This window comes from Herbidospora sakaeratensis, assembly GCF_001570525.1.
Taxonomy (GTDB): domain Bacteria; phylum Actinomycetota; class Actinomycetes; order Streptosporangiales; family Streptosporangiaceae; genus Herbidospora; species Herbidospora sakaeratensis.
Map to the genome: position 1 here is coordinate 194,768 of NZ_BBXC01000019.1, position 13,185 is coordinate 207,952.

General features: G+C 73.0%; 11 protein-coding genes. 5 read left to right on the forward strand and 6 right to left on the reverse strand.

What is annotated here, in order from left to right; translation table 11 throughout:
- The first annotated feature begins 55 nt into the window (after positions 1-55).
- The 4 genes from AW271_RS30325 to AW271_RS30340 are packed head-to-tail and all read left to right on the forward strand — an operon-like array spanning position 56 to position 3,662.
- Positions 56-442, forward strand: coding sequence for a rhodanese-like domain-containing protein (locus AW271_RS30325; RefSeq protein ID WP_062341020.1), 387 nt, complete (start codon positions 56-58; stop codon positions 440-442).
- A gap of 44 nt (positions 443-486) precedes the next feature.
- Positions 487-2,289, forward strand: coding sequence for an AfsR/SARP family transcriptional regulator (locus AW271_RS30330; RefSeq protein WP_062341021.1), 1,803 nt, complete (start codon positions 487-489; stop codon positions 2,287-2,289).
- 12 nt (positions 2,290-2,301) lie between these two features.
- Positions 2,302-3,093: a class I SAM-dependent methyltransferase gene (locus AW271_RS30335; protein WP_062341022.1), complete on the forward strand. Its 792-nt coding sequence runs from the start codon at positions 2,302-2,304 to the stop codon at positions 3,091-3,093.
- Positions 3,093-3,662, forward strand: coding sequence for a carboxymuconolactone decarboxylase family protein (locus AW271_RS30340; protein ID WP_062341023.1), 570 nt, complete (start codon positions 3,093-3,095; stop codon positions 3,660-3,662). The genes AW271_RS30335 and AW271_RS30340 overlap by 1 nt, the downstream gene beginning before the upstream one ends.
- Here the strand turns inward: AW271_RS30340 and AW271_RS30345 are convergent.
- From AW271_RS30345 to AW271_RS30365, 5 genes are all read right to left on the reverse strand, one after another.
- Positions 3,659-4,924, reverse strand: a complete 1,266-nt coding sequence (locus AW271_RS30345) for a condensation domain-containing protein (RefSeq protein WP_062341024.1) — start codon at positions 4,922-4,924, stop codon at positions 3,659-3,661. The genes AW271_RS30340 and AW271_RS30345 overlap by 4 nt on opposite strands.
- A complete protein-coding gene (locus tag AW271_RS30350; RefSeq protein WP_062341025.1) occupies positions 4,921-5,157 on the reverse strand; it encodes a phosphopantetheine-binding protein in 237 nt (78 codons plus the stop codon). The genes AW271_RS30345 and AW271_RS30350 overlap by 4 nt, the downstream gene beginning before the upstream one ends.
- Positions 5,154-8,411: an AMP-binding protein gene (locus tag AW271_RS30355; protein WP_062341026.1), complete on the reverse strand. Its 3,258-nt coding sequence runs from the start codon at positions 8,409-8,411 to the stop codon at positions 5,154-5,156. The genes AW271_RS30350 and AW271_RS30355 overlap by 4 nt, the downstream gene beginning before the upstream one ends.
- Positions 8,411-9,865 carry a class I adenylate-forming enzyme family protein gene (locus AW271_RS30360; protein ID WP_062341042.1) on the reverse strand — a complete coding sequence of 485 codons (1,455 nt, stop codon included), beginning with the start codon at positions 9,863-9,865 and terminating at the stop codon, positions 8,411-8,413. Before AW271_RS30360 ends, AW271_RS30355 begins: the two co-directional genes overlap by 1 nt.
- A 153-nt stretch (positions 9,866-10,018) precedes the next feature.
- Positions 10,019-10,621 carry an acyl-CoA-like ligand-binding transcription factor gene (locus tag AW271_RS30365; protein ID WP_083977464.1) on the reverse strand — a complete coding sequence of 201 codons (603 nt, stop codon included), beginning with the start codon at positions 10,619-10,621 and terminating at the stop codon, positions 10,019-10,021.
- 51 nt (positions 10,622-10,672) lie between these two features.
- Between AW271_RS30365 and AW271_RS30370 the strand changes: the two genes are divergently transcribed.
- Positions 10,673-12,118, forward strand: coding sequence for an MDR family MFS transporter (locus AW271_RS30370; RefSeq protein WP_062341028.1), 1,446 nt, complete (start codon positions 10,673-10,675; stop codon positions 12,116-12,118).
- Positions 12,119-12,122: 4 nt separating this feature from the next.
- Here AW271_RS30370 and AW271_RS30375 read toward each other — a convergent pair whose 3' ends face one another.
- Positions 12,123-13,139 carry an NAD-dependent epimerase/dehydratase family protein gene (locus AW271_RS30375; RefSeq protein ID WP_245653282.1) on the reverse strand — a complete coding sequence of 339 codons (1,017 nt, stop codon included), beginning with the start codon at positions 13,137-13,139 and terminating at the stop codon, positions 12,123-12,125.
- Positions 13,140-13,185 lie beyond the last annotated feature (46 nt).

Genomic DNA, 13,185 nt, shown 5'->3' on the forward strand with positions numbered 1-13,185 from the left:
GGTGCCCCCGGATAGTCGGGGTCGTCACGATGACGATGTCCAAGAGGGGGACACAATGAGCGAGTCCGTGAAGGAACTGATCGCCCAGGCGCGCGCGCAGATCGACAACCTGTCGGTCGACGACGTCGCGAAGGCGGTCGAGGCCGGCGGCGTCACGCTGGTCGACCTGCGGGAGCCGGGCGAGGTCGAGAAGGAGGGCACCATCCCGGGGGCCGTCCTCGCTCCCAGGGGGATGCTGGAGTTCTACGCCGACCCGGGCAGCCCCTACCACCGCGCCGAGTTCGACCCGGCCGGGACCGTGATCCTGTTCTGCGCCTCGGGCGGCCGGTCGGCGCTGGCCGCGCGCACGCTCCAGTCGCTCGGCTACCAGGACGTGGCCCACCTCGACGGCGGGCTGAAGGCGTGGCAGGCCGCCGGGCAGCCCACCACTCACGAGAACTGAAAGTGGATCTGGGCCGAGGCCCGCGTTGATGTGAGAGTGGGCTCATGGTGTCGATCCGGCTGCTCGGGCCGCCCGCCGTCGAGCTCGCGGAGCTCGACGGCCGGCCGGCGAAGCCGCCGCGCGGCCGGAAGGCGTGGGCCCTGCTCGCCTATCTGCTGCTGGCCGAGCGGCCGCCCAGCCGCAAGCGCCTCGCCGAGCTGCTGTTCGGCGACGCCGACGACCCGCTCGGCGCGCTGCGCTGGACGCTGGCCGAACTGCGCCGGGCGCTGGGCCTCCGAGAGGCCCTCGGGGGCGACCCGGTGCGCACCGACTTCGGCGAGGACGTCACGGTCGACGTGCACGTCCTCCTCGACCAGGACGCCGATCCGGCGCCGCTGCTCGAACTCGGGGGAGAACTGCTCGAGGGTGTGCACCTGGCGTCCTCCCTCGAGTTCGAGTCCTGGCTCCTGGTGGCCCGCCACCGGGTGGCCGGCATGGTCGAGGCCCGGCTCCGGCAGGCCGCCGCGCGGCTGCTGGCCGCCGGCCGGGCGAAAGAGGCGGTCGTGTACGCCGCCCGCGCGGTCGAGCACAACCCGCTCGACGAGGGCAACCACGAGCTGCTGGTACGCAGCCTCACCATGGCCGGCGACCGGCCCGCCGCGCTGAAGCAGGTCGCCGTGTGCGAAGACCTGATGCGGCGCGAGCTGGGCGTGCAGACCTCCCCCGCGTTGCGGGAGGCGGTCACGGTCGGCTCCGATTCGCCGATGTTGCCGCCGCTCAGCGGCCGGGCCGCCGCGGTCAGCCAGCTCGACGCGGGCCGGGCCGCGATCATGGCGGGAGCCGTCACGGCCGGCGTCCAGTGCCTGCGGACGGCGGTCGCCGAGGCGTCCCGGACGGGCGACGCGGGGCTGAAGGCGCGGGCCTACTGCGCGCTCGGCAGCGCCCTCGTCCACGCCCTGCAGGGACGTGACGAGGAGGGGTCGCTGGCGCTGCACGAGGCGATCCTGCACGCCGAAGCCTCGGGCGACCGGTCGGTCGCGGTGACCGCCCACCGGGAGCTCGGCTTCGTCGAGGTCAAGGCGGGCCGGCGGACCGCCGCCACCATGTGGCTGACCAAGGCGGCCGCGATGGCGCAGACCGACGCCGAGACGGCGGCGATCTGCGGGGTGCTCGGCCAGAACACCTCCGACCAGGGCGACTACCGGGCCGCGATCGGCCACCTGGAGGAGTCGATCGAGCGGGCCGCCCGCTGCGGCCACCACAAGCAGCACGCGTGGTCGTTGTCGATTCTGGGCCGCGTCCACCTGATGCGCGACGAACGTTCGCAGGCCCACACGGTGCTGCGGCGGTCGCTGGAGCTGACCGAGGAGCAGCGCTGGATGGCGTTCCTCCCGTGGCCGACCGCGCTGCGCGCCGAGATCGACCTGCGCATGGGCGACGTCGAGGCCGCCGCCGACGGCCTCGAACGGGCATGGGTGCTGGCCTGCCAGGTCGAAGACCCGTGCTGGGAGGGCACCGCCGCGCGGGGGCTGGGCCTGCTCAGCCGCAACCGCGGCGAGTACGCGGCGGCGCTGCGCTGGTTCGGCCAGGCGACCGACAGCTGCAACCGGCTGCCCGACCGCTACCAGTGGGTGCACGCCAACGTGCTCGACGCGACGATCGCCTGCGCGCTCGACGCCGGCGACGTCGAGCGGGCGCGCCCGCTCGTCACCACGCTCGGGTCGCTGGCGGCCCGGTGCGACATGCGCGAATGGGTGGTGCGCGCCCATCTGCACCGCGCCCGTCTCGGGGACCGGACGGCGCTCGCCTCCGCGCGGTTGCTCGGGGCCGGGATCGACAACCCCGCCCTCGCCGCGCTGCTTCGATAGGAAACAGGGGAAATGTACGATTCGACGGCCTGGACGCTGGTCGACGAGGGGTGGGGCCGCCGCGCGGTCGACTTCGCGACGCTCAGCGAACCGGGGAACTGCAGAGAATACGTCGCCATGCACCAGCACCTGGGCATCGGCGACGGCGACCGGATCCTCGACGTCGCCTGCGGCGCGGGGCTGGCCCTGGAACTGGCCACCGTCCGGGGCGCCGAGGGCGCGGGCATCGACGCCTCGGCCCGGCTGGTCGCGGTGGCCCGCGACCGCAACCCCGGCGCGGACGTCCGCGTCGGCGACATGCACGACCTGCCCTGGGACGACGCGTCGTTCGACGCCGTGACCAGCTTCCGGGGCGTCTGGGGCACCACGCCGCTCGCGCTGCGCGAGATCCACCGGGTGCTGAAGCCCGGCGGCCGGGTCGGGCTGACGGTGTGGGGGCACATCAAGAAGTCGCCGGGCGCGTGGGCGCTGGCGCCGTTCCGGCTGGCCACCGAGCCGAAGGTGGACAACCAGCGGAACATGGTCGCCCTCGGCCGCCCCGGAGCCGGTGAGCAGGTGCTGGAGGCGTCCGGGTTCACCGGCGTGCGGCGGGTGACGGTGCCGTTCGCGTGGGAGTTCGCCGACCCGGCGACCTACGCGCGGGCGCTGGCGTCGACCGGGCCGGCGTACGAGGCGATCCAGAACATCGGCGAGGACGCGTTCGCCGACGCCGCGATCAAGGGGGCCGAAGAACGGCTGCGGGCCGGCCTGCCGCTCCGGGCGAGCATCGACGTGGTCGGCTACCTGGCCCGGAAGGAGGCGTGATGAGCAGCTTCCTGGCCGACATGGAGGCCGACCCGGCCGAGGCCGAGGTCGATCTCGAGGAGCTCGGGTACGTCATGAACGCCACCCGCTTCTGGGGCTACCGGCCCGAGGTGGCCGAGGGCATCTTCGGCCTGGCCCGGCAGGTCACCCGCGAGATGCCGCTGCGGTTGCGGGGCGTCATGGTGGCCGCCTGCGCGGTCGCCTACGGCAACTCCTACTGCGCGCTGGCCTGGGGCAACAAGCTGGCGGCCTGGGCCGACGCCGAGACGGCGGCCTCGGTGCTCACGGGCGACGACGCCGGCCTGTCCGAGGCCGAGCGCGCCGTCGCGGCATGGACCCGCAAGGTCACCCGGCGGCCCCACGCGACGACCGAGGACGACGTACGGGAACTGCGGGACGCCGGTTTCACCGACGCGCAGATCTTCGACCTCACCACGTTCGTGGCGTTGCGCATCGCCTTCTCCACCGTGAACGACGCGCTCGGCCTGCGGCCGGACGCGCAGTTGCGGACCTCCACCCCCGAGGGCATCCTCGCGGCGGTCGACTTCGGCCGCCCGATCGCCGATTAGACCGCCGCGACCAGCCGGGCCTCGACGCCGCGCAACATCGACTCCACCGTGGCCCGGGGCAGGTAGGCGGTGTCGGCGATGATGCTCAGCAGGCCGGTGCCCGCGTCGGCGCCGACGGTGAAGAACACCTTGAACCTGACGCCCGGCCAGGCGTTCTCCGTGTACGTCCGGGTCTTCGCCACCGACAGGTCGGCGTCGGCCGGGAGGGCCGGCCAGCCCGGGGAGGCCCGGCGGTCGTTGAAGAAGGCGTCCAGGTCGTGCCCGCCGGCCTTCTCCCGCATCACGGTCATCGCGGCCGGGTCGTAGTGGGCGTTGCGGTACGCCTGCAGGGCGGCCCGGTGGGTGGTGCGGCAGAACTCGGCGAAGTCGGGGCCGGGACGGTCGAGCACGAGCAGGGCGTCCTGGCCGACCGTGCCGACCATCTCCCGGGTCCGGGCGTCGCGGCGGTTGTTGTGCACGAGCTGCATGACCACCCGCGACCGCGTGTTGACGCCGGCCAGCGCCTCGGCGCAGGCGGCCAGGATCACGCTGGTCGAGCTGACCGTGAGCCGGTTCGACAACCGGGTGGCGGCCACCGCCAGAGCGGGCGAGTCCATGATGACCTCGATGAACCGGGGGTCCTCCGGCTCGCCGGGCGGATGGTCGAAGACCTCGACCGGGACGTCGCGGAGCACGTCGCGCCAGTAGGCGATCGACCGCGTCGACCGGGCCTGCCAGGCGTCGGACGACTCCAGCCCGGCCTGGTCGCGGGGCTGCCACGCCACCGGCGGCAGCTCGGCCCCTCTCAGCAGGGCCTTCCACTCCTCGGCCAGCAGGGCCAGGGCGTGGTAGTCGACGGCCAGATGGGTGAAGACGCAGGCCAGCGCGAACGGGCGGCCGTCCTTGAGCACGACCGTGCAGCGCAGCGGCCATTCCGCGCCGTGGTCGAAGACGGTGTGCGCCATCTCGCCGGCCACCCGCTCGGCCACCCGGAGCCCGCGTTCGGCCCCGGCCTCGACGAGCTCGATCTCCAGCACGCCCTCGCGGCTGACCCGCTGCCCGGCGTCGGAGAAGGTGGTCCGCAGGGTCTCGTGCCGTTCGATCAGCACCCGCAGCGCGTCGAGCACGGTGGAGAGCTCGCGGCGGCCGTAGACCGGGAAGACGAAGGGGCAGTTCAGGTAGTTCTGGCTGGCGCCCATCAGGTGCACGGCCCGCCACATCAGCCGCTGCCCCCAGGTCATCGGCGCCTCGCCCTCCGTGGCGCCGACGAACTCGATCTTCATTTGAGCGCCGCGACCAGGGTGTCGACGTCCTCGAACGACGACAGGTCGCCGCTGAGGTCGATCTCCAGGCCGAAGACGTCCTCGATGGTGTCGATCAGGCTGATCCTGGCCAGCGACGTCAGCCCGAGGGCCGACAGCGTGTGCCGTCCGGACAGCACCTCGTCGGGGCTGATCGTGCCGTTGGAGGCGGCCGCGATCATGTCCGCCAGCCGGACCCTGAGCTCTTCGGTCATGCCATCTCCAGATCAAGCAGTTCCTCGACGGCCAGTGCGAGTCCGGCCACGGTCGGCCGTTCGAAGACCGTTCTTATCGGTACGTCCAACTCCAGCGCCTCCCGCAGCCGCACGGCCACCCGCAGGGCCAGCAGCGAGTGTCCCCCGAGGGCGAAGAAGTCGTCGAGGGCGCCGATCTCCGGCAGCCCGAGCAGGTCGGCCCACACGTCGGCGACCAGCGTCTCGGCGTCGGTGCGGGGTTCGACGAACTCGGCCGTCACCCCGGGCGGCGGGTCGGCCGGGCGGGCCCCGCCGACGAACTCCAGCCGTCCGTCGGGGCGACGCCTGACCCGGGCGCCGGTACGGTGCAAATCGCCCGTTGCCAGCCCGATTTCGCCGAGGCACAGCTCACCGGGCGACCCCGGCGGCACCGGCTCGCCCCACGGCCCGAGCACGTGGGCGACCGCCGCGGTCCCGGCCGCCGGTTCCGGCCAGGCGACCGGCTCGCCGGCGGCCAGCTCGGCGTAGCTGATCTCCCCGTCGTCGCAGACCAGCGTGGTCGACGGGCCAGGTGTGAACGAGAAGGGCTCCTCGGCCGCCAAGGGCAACGTCGAGATCGGCCTCGACGGGTCGGCCGCGACGCCTTCGAGGAGCAGGGTGAACCGGCGGGCGAGCTCGCCGACCGTCTCGGCCCGGAACAGGGTCGCGTCGTAGCCGAAGACCACGAGCAGGCCGTCGTCCTGCCGCCACGCCTCCAGCGCGAGGCCGACCCTGGCCGGCCGGCGGCCGACGTCGAACGGCTCCACCCGCAGGTCGCCGGCCCGCTCGGGCGCGTCGGGCCGGTCGTGCAGGACCACCGTCGTCTGGAGCAGGTCGCCGCCGACCTCCTCGAACGGCACGGCGCCGTGGACTTGCGCCGCCAGCGCGGTCTCCGCGGTGGCCGCCAGGTGGTCGGTGAACGCGGGATCGCCGGTCAGGTCGGCCCGCAGGACCAGGACGTCGGTGAGATTCCCGATGATCGGCTGGAACTCGGCGTGGTCGCGGACGGGCCGGGGCGTACCGACGACGACGTCCTGCTGCCCCGAGTGCCGGGCCAGGAAGACCTGGTAGGCCGCCGCGAGCACGGTCGGCAACGACGCGTCGAGCCGTTCGAGCCCGGCGACGACGTGCTCCGGCAGGTGGAACCGGTGGCGGGCCCCGATCGGCGGCCCGTCCCCGGGCAGGTCGGCCGGCAACTCGGTGGGGGCCGCGCCCGCGAGTTGCGCCCGCCAGTGGTCGACCGACGGGCCGGGCAACGACGCCGCCGCCTCCACGAACCGAAGAGCCAGGTCAGGTAGCTCTTCGCCGTCGTAGAGGGCGAGCAGGTCGGCGCGCAGCACCCCGAGCGACCACTCGTCGGCCACGATCTGGTGCAGGACGACGCAGAGCACGTGGTCGTCGGGGCCGAGCTCGGCCAGCACCACCCGCAGCGGCGGCTCGGTCAGGTCGAACGGCGCGCCGACACGCTCGGCGACCTCCTCGACGTCACAGGACGACTCGATCGGCACCGGCCCGGGCGGCCGCACCCGCGCCTCCGGGCCGTCGTGGAAGGACGTCCGCAGGCTCTCGTGCCGGGCCGCCACCCCGTCGACCGCCACCTGGAGCCGCTCGCGGTCGAGGGGCCCGCGTAATCGCAGCGCCAGGTGCAGGTTGTGCGACGCGTCGGCCGGATCGAACCGGTGCAGGAACCACAACCGCTGCTGCGCGGGCGTCAGCGGCGGCACGGCCCCGGCCGGCTCGATGGTCCCGTCGTCGCGGTAACGGGCCAGGTCGCCGGTCCGGTAGAGCCGGTCGTCCGGCGCGCCGAACGGGTCGCGTACGAACCGCTCGGAGGTCAGCTCGGGCCGCCACCGGTAGCCGGCCGCCACGCCCGCGCCGCCGATGCACACCTCGCCCCGCACGCCGATCGGCACCAGCCGCGCCTGCCCGTCGAGCAGGCGGACGGTGGTGTTGGCGATCGGCCGCCCGCCGAAGGTGCTCCAGATCGTCGTCTCGGCCGAACCGTGGACGCCGACCACCCGGTCGAACCGCTGCCCGAGTTCGGGCGCGGGCAGCCCCTCGCCGACCGTCACCGCCGTCGCGCCGGAGATCCCGCCCGGCAGCAGCCGCCGCCACACCGAGGGCGTGGCCTGCACGAACGTCACGTTTTGCGCCGTGGCGAGAGCGGCGAGGGCCTCCGGGTCGCGGAGCGCCCCCGTCCCCGCGATGACCACCCGGCCGCCGGTGATCAGCGGCAGGAAGAACTCCAGCGCCGCGACGTCGGACGCCGGCGAGGTGAGCGCCAGCCACCGGTCGCCGGGGCCCGGCCCGAGCAGGTCCCGCATCGACAGCAGCAGGTTCGCCAGGTTCCCGTGGGTGACCTCGACGCCCTTCGGCCGCCCGGCCGAGGCCGGGGTGTAGACGACGTAGGCGAGCTCGTCGGGGGCGATCAGCCGCAGGTAGCCCTCGTGGTCGTCGGCCCGCGCGTCGCTCAGCACCAGCTTCGGCTGGGCGTCGTCCACGATGTAGTCGGCGCGCTCGGCCGGGTGGCCGGGATCGAGCGGCAGGTACGCCGCCCCGGTCCGCTGCACGGCCAGCAGCGCGATCAGCAGGTCGTCGGAGCGGGGGATCTTGACCGCCACGAGGTCGCCGGGGCCGATGCCGAGCCGCCGCAGCCGGCCGGCCAGCCGCCCGGCGGCCATGTCGAGTTCGGCGTAGGTCAGCGTGCGGTCGTCGTACCAGACCGCGACCGCGTGCGGCGTTCTCCGCACCTGGGCCGCGAACAGCTCGGGCAGGGTGACCGGCGGGTAGGCGACCTCGGTGTCGTTCCAGGTGACGAGCAGCTTCTCCCGGTCGGCGGGCGGGATGACGTCGAGCTCCCCGACGGCGACCCCGGGCTCGGCGGCGGCGTGCGCGAGCAGCGTGCCCAGGGCGTCCCGGAACCGGGCGACGGGCGTGTCGAGGTCGAACCGCAACCGGGCGCCGGGCCCGTCGACCTCCGGGAGCGTGCCGCGGACCTGCGCCCGCACCTCCCGCGCGAAGTCGTCGAAGGGCAGCGTGTCACGCGGCCAGGTGACGACCGGCAGCTCCTCGACGAGGACGGCCGGGGTCTCGGCGCCGTACCGGAACAACAGGGCGTGCACGCCCGCCAGCAGCGCCTCGAACGTCGTCACCCCGGCCGTCTCCGCGACGGCGGCGGCCGAGGCGACCATCGTGTCGTCGCCCTCGAATCGGACCGGCAGGTGGTGGGCCGTCATCATGTCCGTCCCGAAGGCGTGTCGGCCGGCCCGATCAAATCGAGCAGGCGGGGTTTCACCACCTTGCCGAGGTGGTTCTTGGGCAACTCGGCCACGAACATCAGCCGGCTGGGGAGCTCGTGCGGCGCGAGCCGGTCGAGCAGGAAGGTGCGCAGCTCGGCGGGGGTCACCGGCGCGCGGGTCACCACGGCCGCCCCGGTCACCCGGCCGAGCACCGGGTGCGGCAGCCCGGCCACGGCCGCCTCGGCGACCGCCGGGTGCTCGTGCAGCGCCGCCTCGACCTGGAGCGTCGAGACCTTGTGCGCGCCCGACTCGATGACGTCGCTCTCCCGGTCGACCAGGTAGAGGTAGCCGTCGTCGTCGAGGTAGCCGAGGTCGCCCATGCGCACCCAGCCGTCGCGGAACACCCGGTCGGTGGCCTGCCGGTCGCCGTAGTAGACCCGGCAGCGGGCGGGCGGGCGCAACCAGACCTCGCCGGTCTCCCCGGTCTTCACCGGATCGCCGTCGGGCGTCTGGATCCGCAGGTCGCCGCCGTGCGTGGGGCGGCCGACCGAGGCGGGCCGGGCCGGGTCGACGATCATCGCCGTCTGCGCGGGCGCGGCCTCGGTCGAGGTGTAGTAGTTGACGATCGTCGCGTTCGGGAACGCGTCGACCATCCCGGCCGCCACGCTGGGCGGCAGGTTCGCGGCCGTCGAGCCGAGCAGCCTGACCGAGCCGAAGTCGTGGCGTTCGTGCACGCCCGCGTTGAGCAGCTGGATCGCGTGCGCCGGGACCACGAACACCGTGCCGACCCGATGGATCTCGATGAGCCGGGCGAAGCGCCCCGGCGTGAACATCGGCGTCGTCAGCGCCGCCGGGCGGGCGTCGAGCGCGTTGACCAGCATGGTCTGCCCGGCGTTGGTGCCGATCGGGAAGGCGTGCAGGAAGTGCCGCGAATGGGCGAGCTTGCGGTAGCGCGGATCGGCGCCGAAGGCCAGGTTGGCGTGGGTCGCGCCGACCCCCTTGGCCCGGCCGGTCGTGCCGGAGGTGTAGATGATCTGGGCCAGCTGGTCGGGCCCGAGACCCCGTCGCATGGGGGCGGTGTCGTTCGCGGCCAGCTCGGCCGCGGTGTCCTTGGAGATCGTCTGTACGACCCCGCAGTCGGCCATCGCGTGGTCGAGCTCGGCCGGGGCCGACCGCTCCGAGAGCGGCACCGCCACGCCGCCCGCCCGCAGCACCCCGCACCAGGCGACCGCGTAGTCGATCCAGTCGCGCTCCCCGAAGACGAGCGCCACCCGGTCGCCGGGCGACAACCCGCGCTCCACGAGGGACCGGGCGGTCGCGTCAGCCCGGCGGTCCCAGTCGCCGAACGTGATCTCCCCGACGTCGGCCACCACGATCGCCGTCTTCGCTGACTGCTCGGCGGCGCGGCGGGCGAGCAGGTCGGGAAGCGTGAGGTCTCGGTCAACCCGCACGGCCACCACCGTTTCGAAATATTTCGAGCCACCATGAACCCGGTCAGGGGGCACGGAAAGTGACAACCTGCCCAGGCAGGGCAAGCAGTGAAATTTCTCGTATCGGCAGAATAGGCAACGCCAGCGGGAAACGACAGAGAAATGTTTGAGCCGTTACCCCGAAACTTTCGCAACCTCGGAGAAGTCCTCGCCCATCTCCATGAGGCTGGCCTGGAGGACCTCGCCCAGGGGGCGCGACTCGCGCTCGTCGAGCCAGACCGCGATGGCGACGCGCAGCGCCGCCAGGAAGGCCGCCGCCATCACACGCGGGCGCAGCGTGTGGTCGTCGAGGCCCTCGCGGGCGGCGACCTCGACGGCGATCTCGTTCTCGAGCAGGGCCTGGTTGGCCAGCTGGCGGGCGAGCAGGGCCGGGTGGCGGCGGGCCAGCCGGGTGCGCATCGCCCATTCGCGGTCGGCCTCCTTGCCCTGGGCCGCGTAGAGCTCGGCGGAGGCGCGGCAGAGGGCGGGCCAGGCGCGTTCGGCGGCCGGGCGGCGGCGGATGCCTTCGACGAGGTCCTGGATGCGCTGCTCCTCGCCGTAGAGGACGGCGTCCTCCTTGCCGGCGAAGTAGTTGGAGAAGGTGCGCCGGGAGATGTTGGCGGCGTCGGCGACGGCCTCGACGGTCACCGCGTCGAAGCCCAGCTCCACGGTCAGCCGCAGCGCGGCCTCGTGGACCGCCTGCCGGGTCTCGGCCTTCTTCCGCTCTCTCAGTCCCACAGCAGGCACCCTACTGTGCACGCAAATTTGCGCAATGGGTAAAGTTGCCGTGTGAGCAAAAATTCTCGACAAGTCCTGGAGGCGCTCAGCGGCCTCCTGCTCGTGCTCTTCGTCGCGATGATCTCCAGCACGATCGTCTCGGTCGCGCTCCCGCAGATCATCACCGCGCTGAAGGGCACCCAGTCGCAGTACACCTGGGTCGTCACCGCCTCTCTGCTGACCGCGACCGCGACGACCCCGATCTGGGGCCGCCTCGCCGACCTCTACAACAAGAAGACCCTTCTCCAGGTCGCCGTCGGCCTGTTCCTCATCGGCTCGCTGGCCTGCGGGTTCGCCCAGAACACCGCGCAGCTGATCGGCTTCCGGGCCGTCCAGGGCCTCGGCATGGGCGCCCTCCAGGTGCTCGTCCAGGTGATCATCGCGGCGATGATCCCGCCGAAGGAGCGCGGCAAGTACAACGGCTACCTCGGCGGCGTGATGGCCGTGGCCACCGTCGGCGGCCCGCTGCTCGGCGGCGTCATCGCCGACACCTCGTGGCTCGGCTGGCGCTGGTGCTTCTGGATCGCCGTGCCGTTCTGCGTGGTCGCCTGGGCGCTGCTGTTCAAGACCCTCAAGGTCGAGACCATTCGCCGCGACGTCACCGTCGACTACGCCGGGGCCGGCCTCATCGCCGCCGGCGTCAGCGTGCTGCTCGTCTGGATCACCTTCGTCGGCAACTCGTTCGACTGGATCTCCTGGCAGAGCGGCGTCATGGTCGGCGGCTCGCTGGTGCTGCTCGGCCTGGCCACCTATGTGGAGTCGCGGGTCAAGGACCCGGTCGTCCCGCTGCACGTCATCAAGCAGCGCACCCCGGCCCTGGCGATCCTCGCGAGCCTCGCGGTCGGCATGGCGATGTTCGGCGGCGCCGTCTTCCTCGGGCAGTACTACCAGGTCGGCCGGGGCTTCACGCCCACCGAGGCCGGGCTGATGACGATCCCGATGATGGCCGGCGTGCTGCTCTCCTCGGCGATCTCGGGCCAGATCATCTCCCGCACCGGCCGCGTCCGCCCGTGGATCATCTCGGGCTCGGTCATCCTCACCGTCGGCTTCCTCGGCCTCTCGCGGATCGACCACACCACCTCGATCTGGTGGATCATCCCGGCGATGGTGCTGGTCGGCGCGGGCGTCGGCATGTCGATGCAGAACCTGGTGCTGGCCCTGCAGAACACCGTGGCCTTGCACGACCTGGGCGCCGCCAGCGGCGCGATCACCTTCTTCCGCTCCCTCGGCGGCACCATCGGCGTCTCGGTCCTCGGCGCGATCCTGGCCGACCAGGTCGCCGAGAACGCCGTGCAGAGCCCGCTCCCGGCGGCCTTCGCCGACGCGACCGGCCACATCTTCCTCGTGTCGGCCGCCATCGCCGCCCTCGGCGTCGTCGCGACGTTGTTCTTCCGCCCGGCCCCGCTGCGCGAGACCGTGGAGAAGGAGGACGCCCCCGTCCCCGCCGGGGTGAGCTGACCTGTCAGGGGCGCTGCCCCACGCCCGTCGCCATCTCGCGGGCGCGTCCCGCCAGGCCCGACTCCGGCTCCAGCGGGGCGGTGTCCAGGCCCGCGCCCTCTCGCAGCCCCTTCAGGAAGGCGAGGATCGCCTCCTGGGAGTCGTGCGTCGGCGTCCAGCCGAGCTCCTCGCGGGCCCTCGACGTGTCCATGACCGGGATGTGCAGGGCGATGTCCAGCATCCCCGGCATGGTCGGGATCAGCCGCAGCCGCCAGGCCGCCGAGACCGCGACGCGGGCCAGCCCGGCGGGCACCGGCACCAGCCGGGCGTCGAGCAGTTCGGCCACCATGGGCATGTCGAGCACCGGCTCGCTGGCGATGTTGAACGCGCCCTTGACCGGCCGGGTCGCCGCCAGGCGGTAGGCCTGCGCCGCGTCGTCGGTGTGCAGGATCTGCAGCTTGAGCCCCGGGATGTCGGGGACCAGCGGGATCCGGCCCGGCCGGGGCGCGAGCGGGCCGACGAAGAGCCGCCGCTGCTGGGTGGCGGCCTCGCGCTTGAAGATGAACCCGGGGCGCATCCGCACCACCCGGATGTCGGAGTGGTCGCGCTCGAAGACGTCGAGGACCCGCTCCAGGTAGGCCTTCTCGCGGCCGTAGGGCGCCCCGGGCCAGCCGTGGGTGGGCCAGCTCTCGTCGACGAGACCGCCGGGCGAGTAGGCGCCGACGGAGGAGGCGTACACCAGCGCGGGCACGCCGGCCTCGGCGACGGCGTTGAAGACCCGGATGCCGCCGATGACGTTGTTGCGCCAGGTCAAGATCGGGTTGCGCATGGGCTGGAAGAGCCAGGCGAGGTGGATCACCACGTCGGCTCCGGCGAAGATCTCCACCAGGTCGTCGGTGGAGATGTCCGCCGCCCGGAAGGCGGTCTTGCCTCCCATCGCTCCGGGCAGCCGACGGGCCACCCCCACGATCGAGGTGACCTCGGGATCCGCTTCCAGCGCCGCGAGGACACTCGTGCCGACGTTTCCGGTCGCACCAACCACGATTACTCGCATATCGGGCGAATGCCCCAGACCATGCACCCGAAAC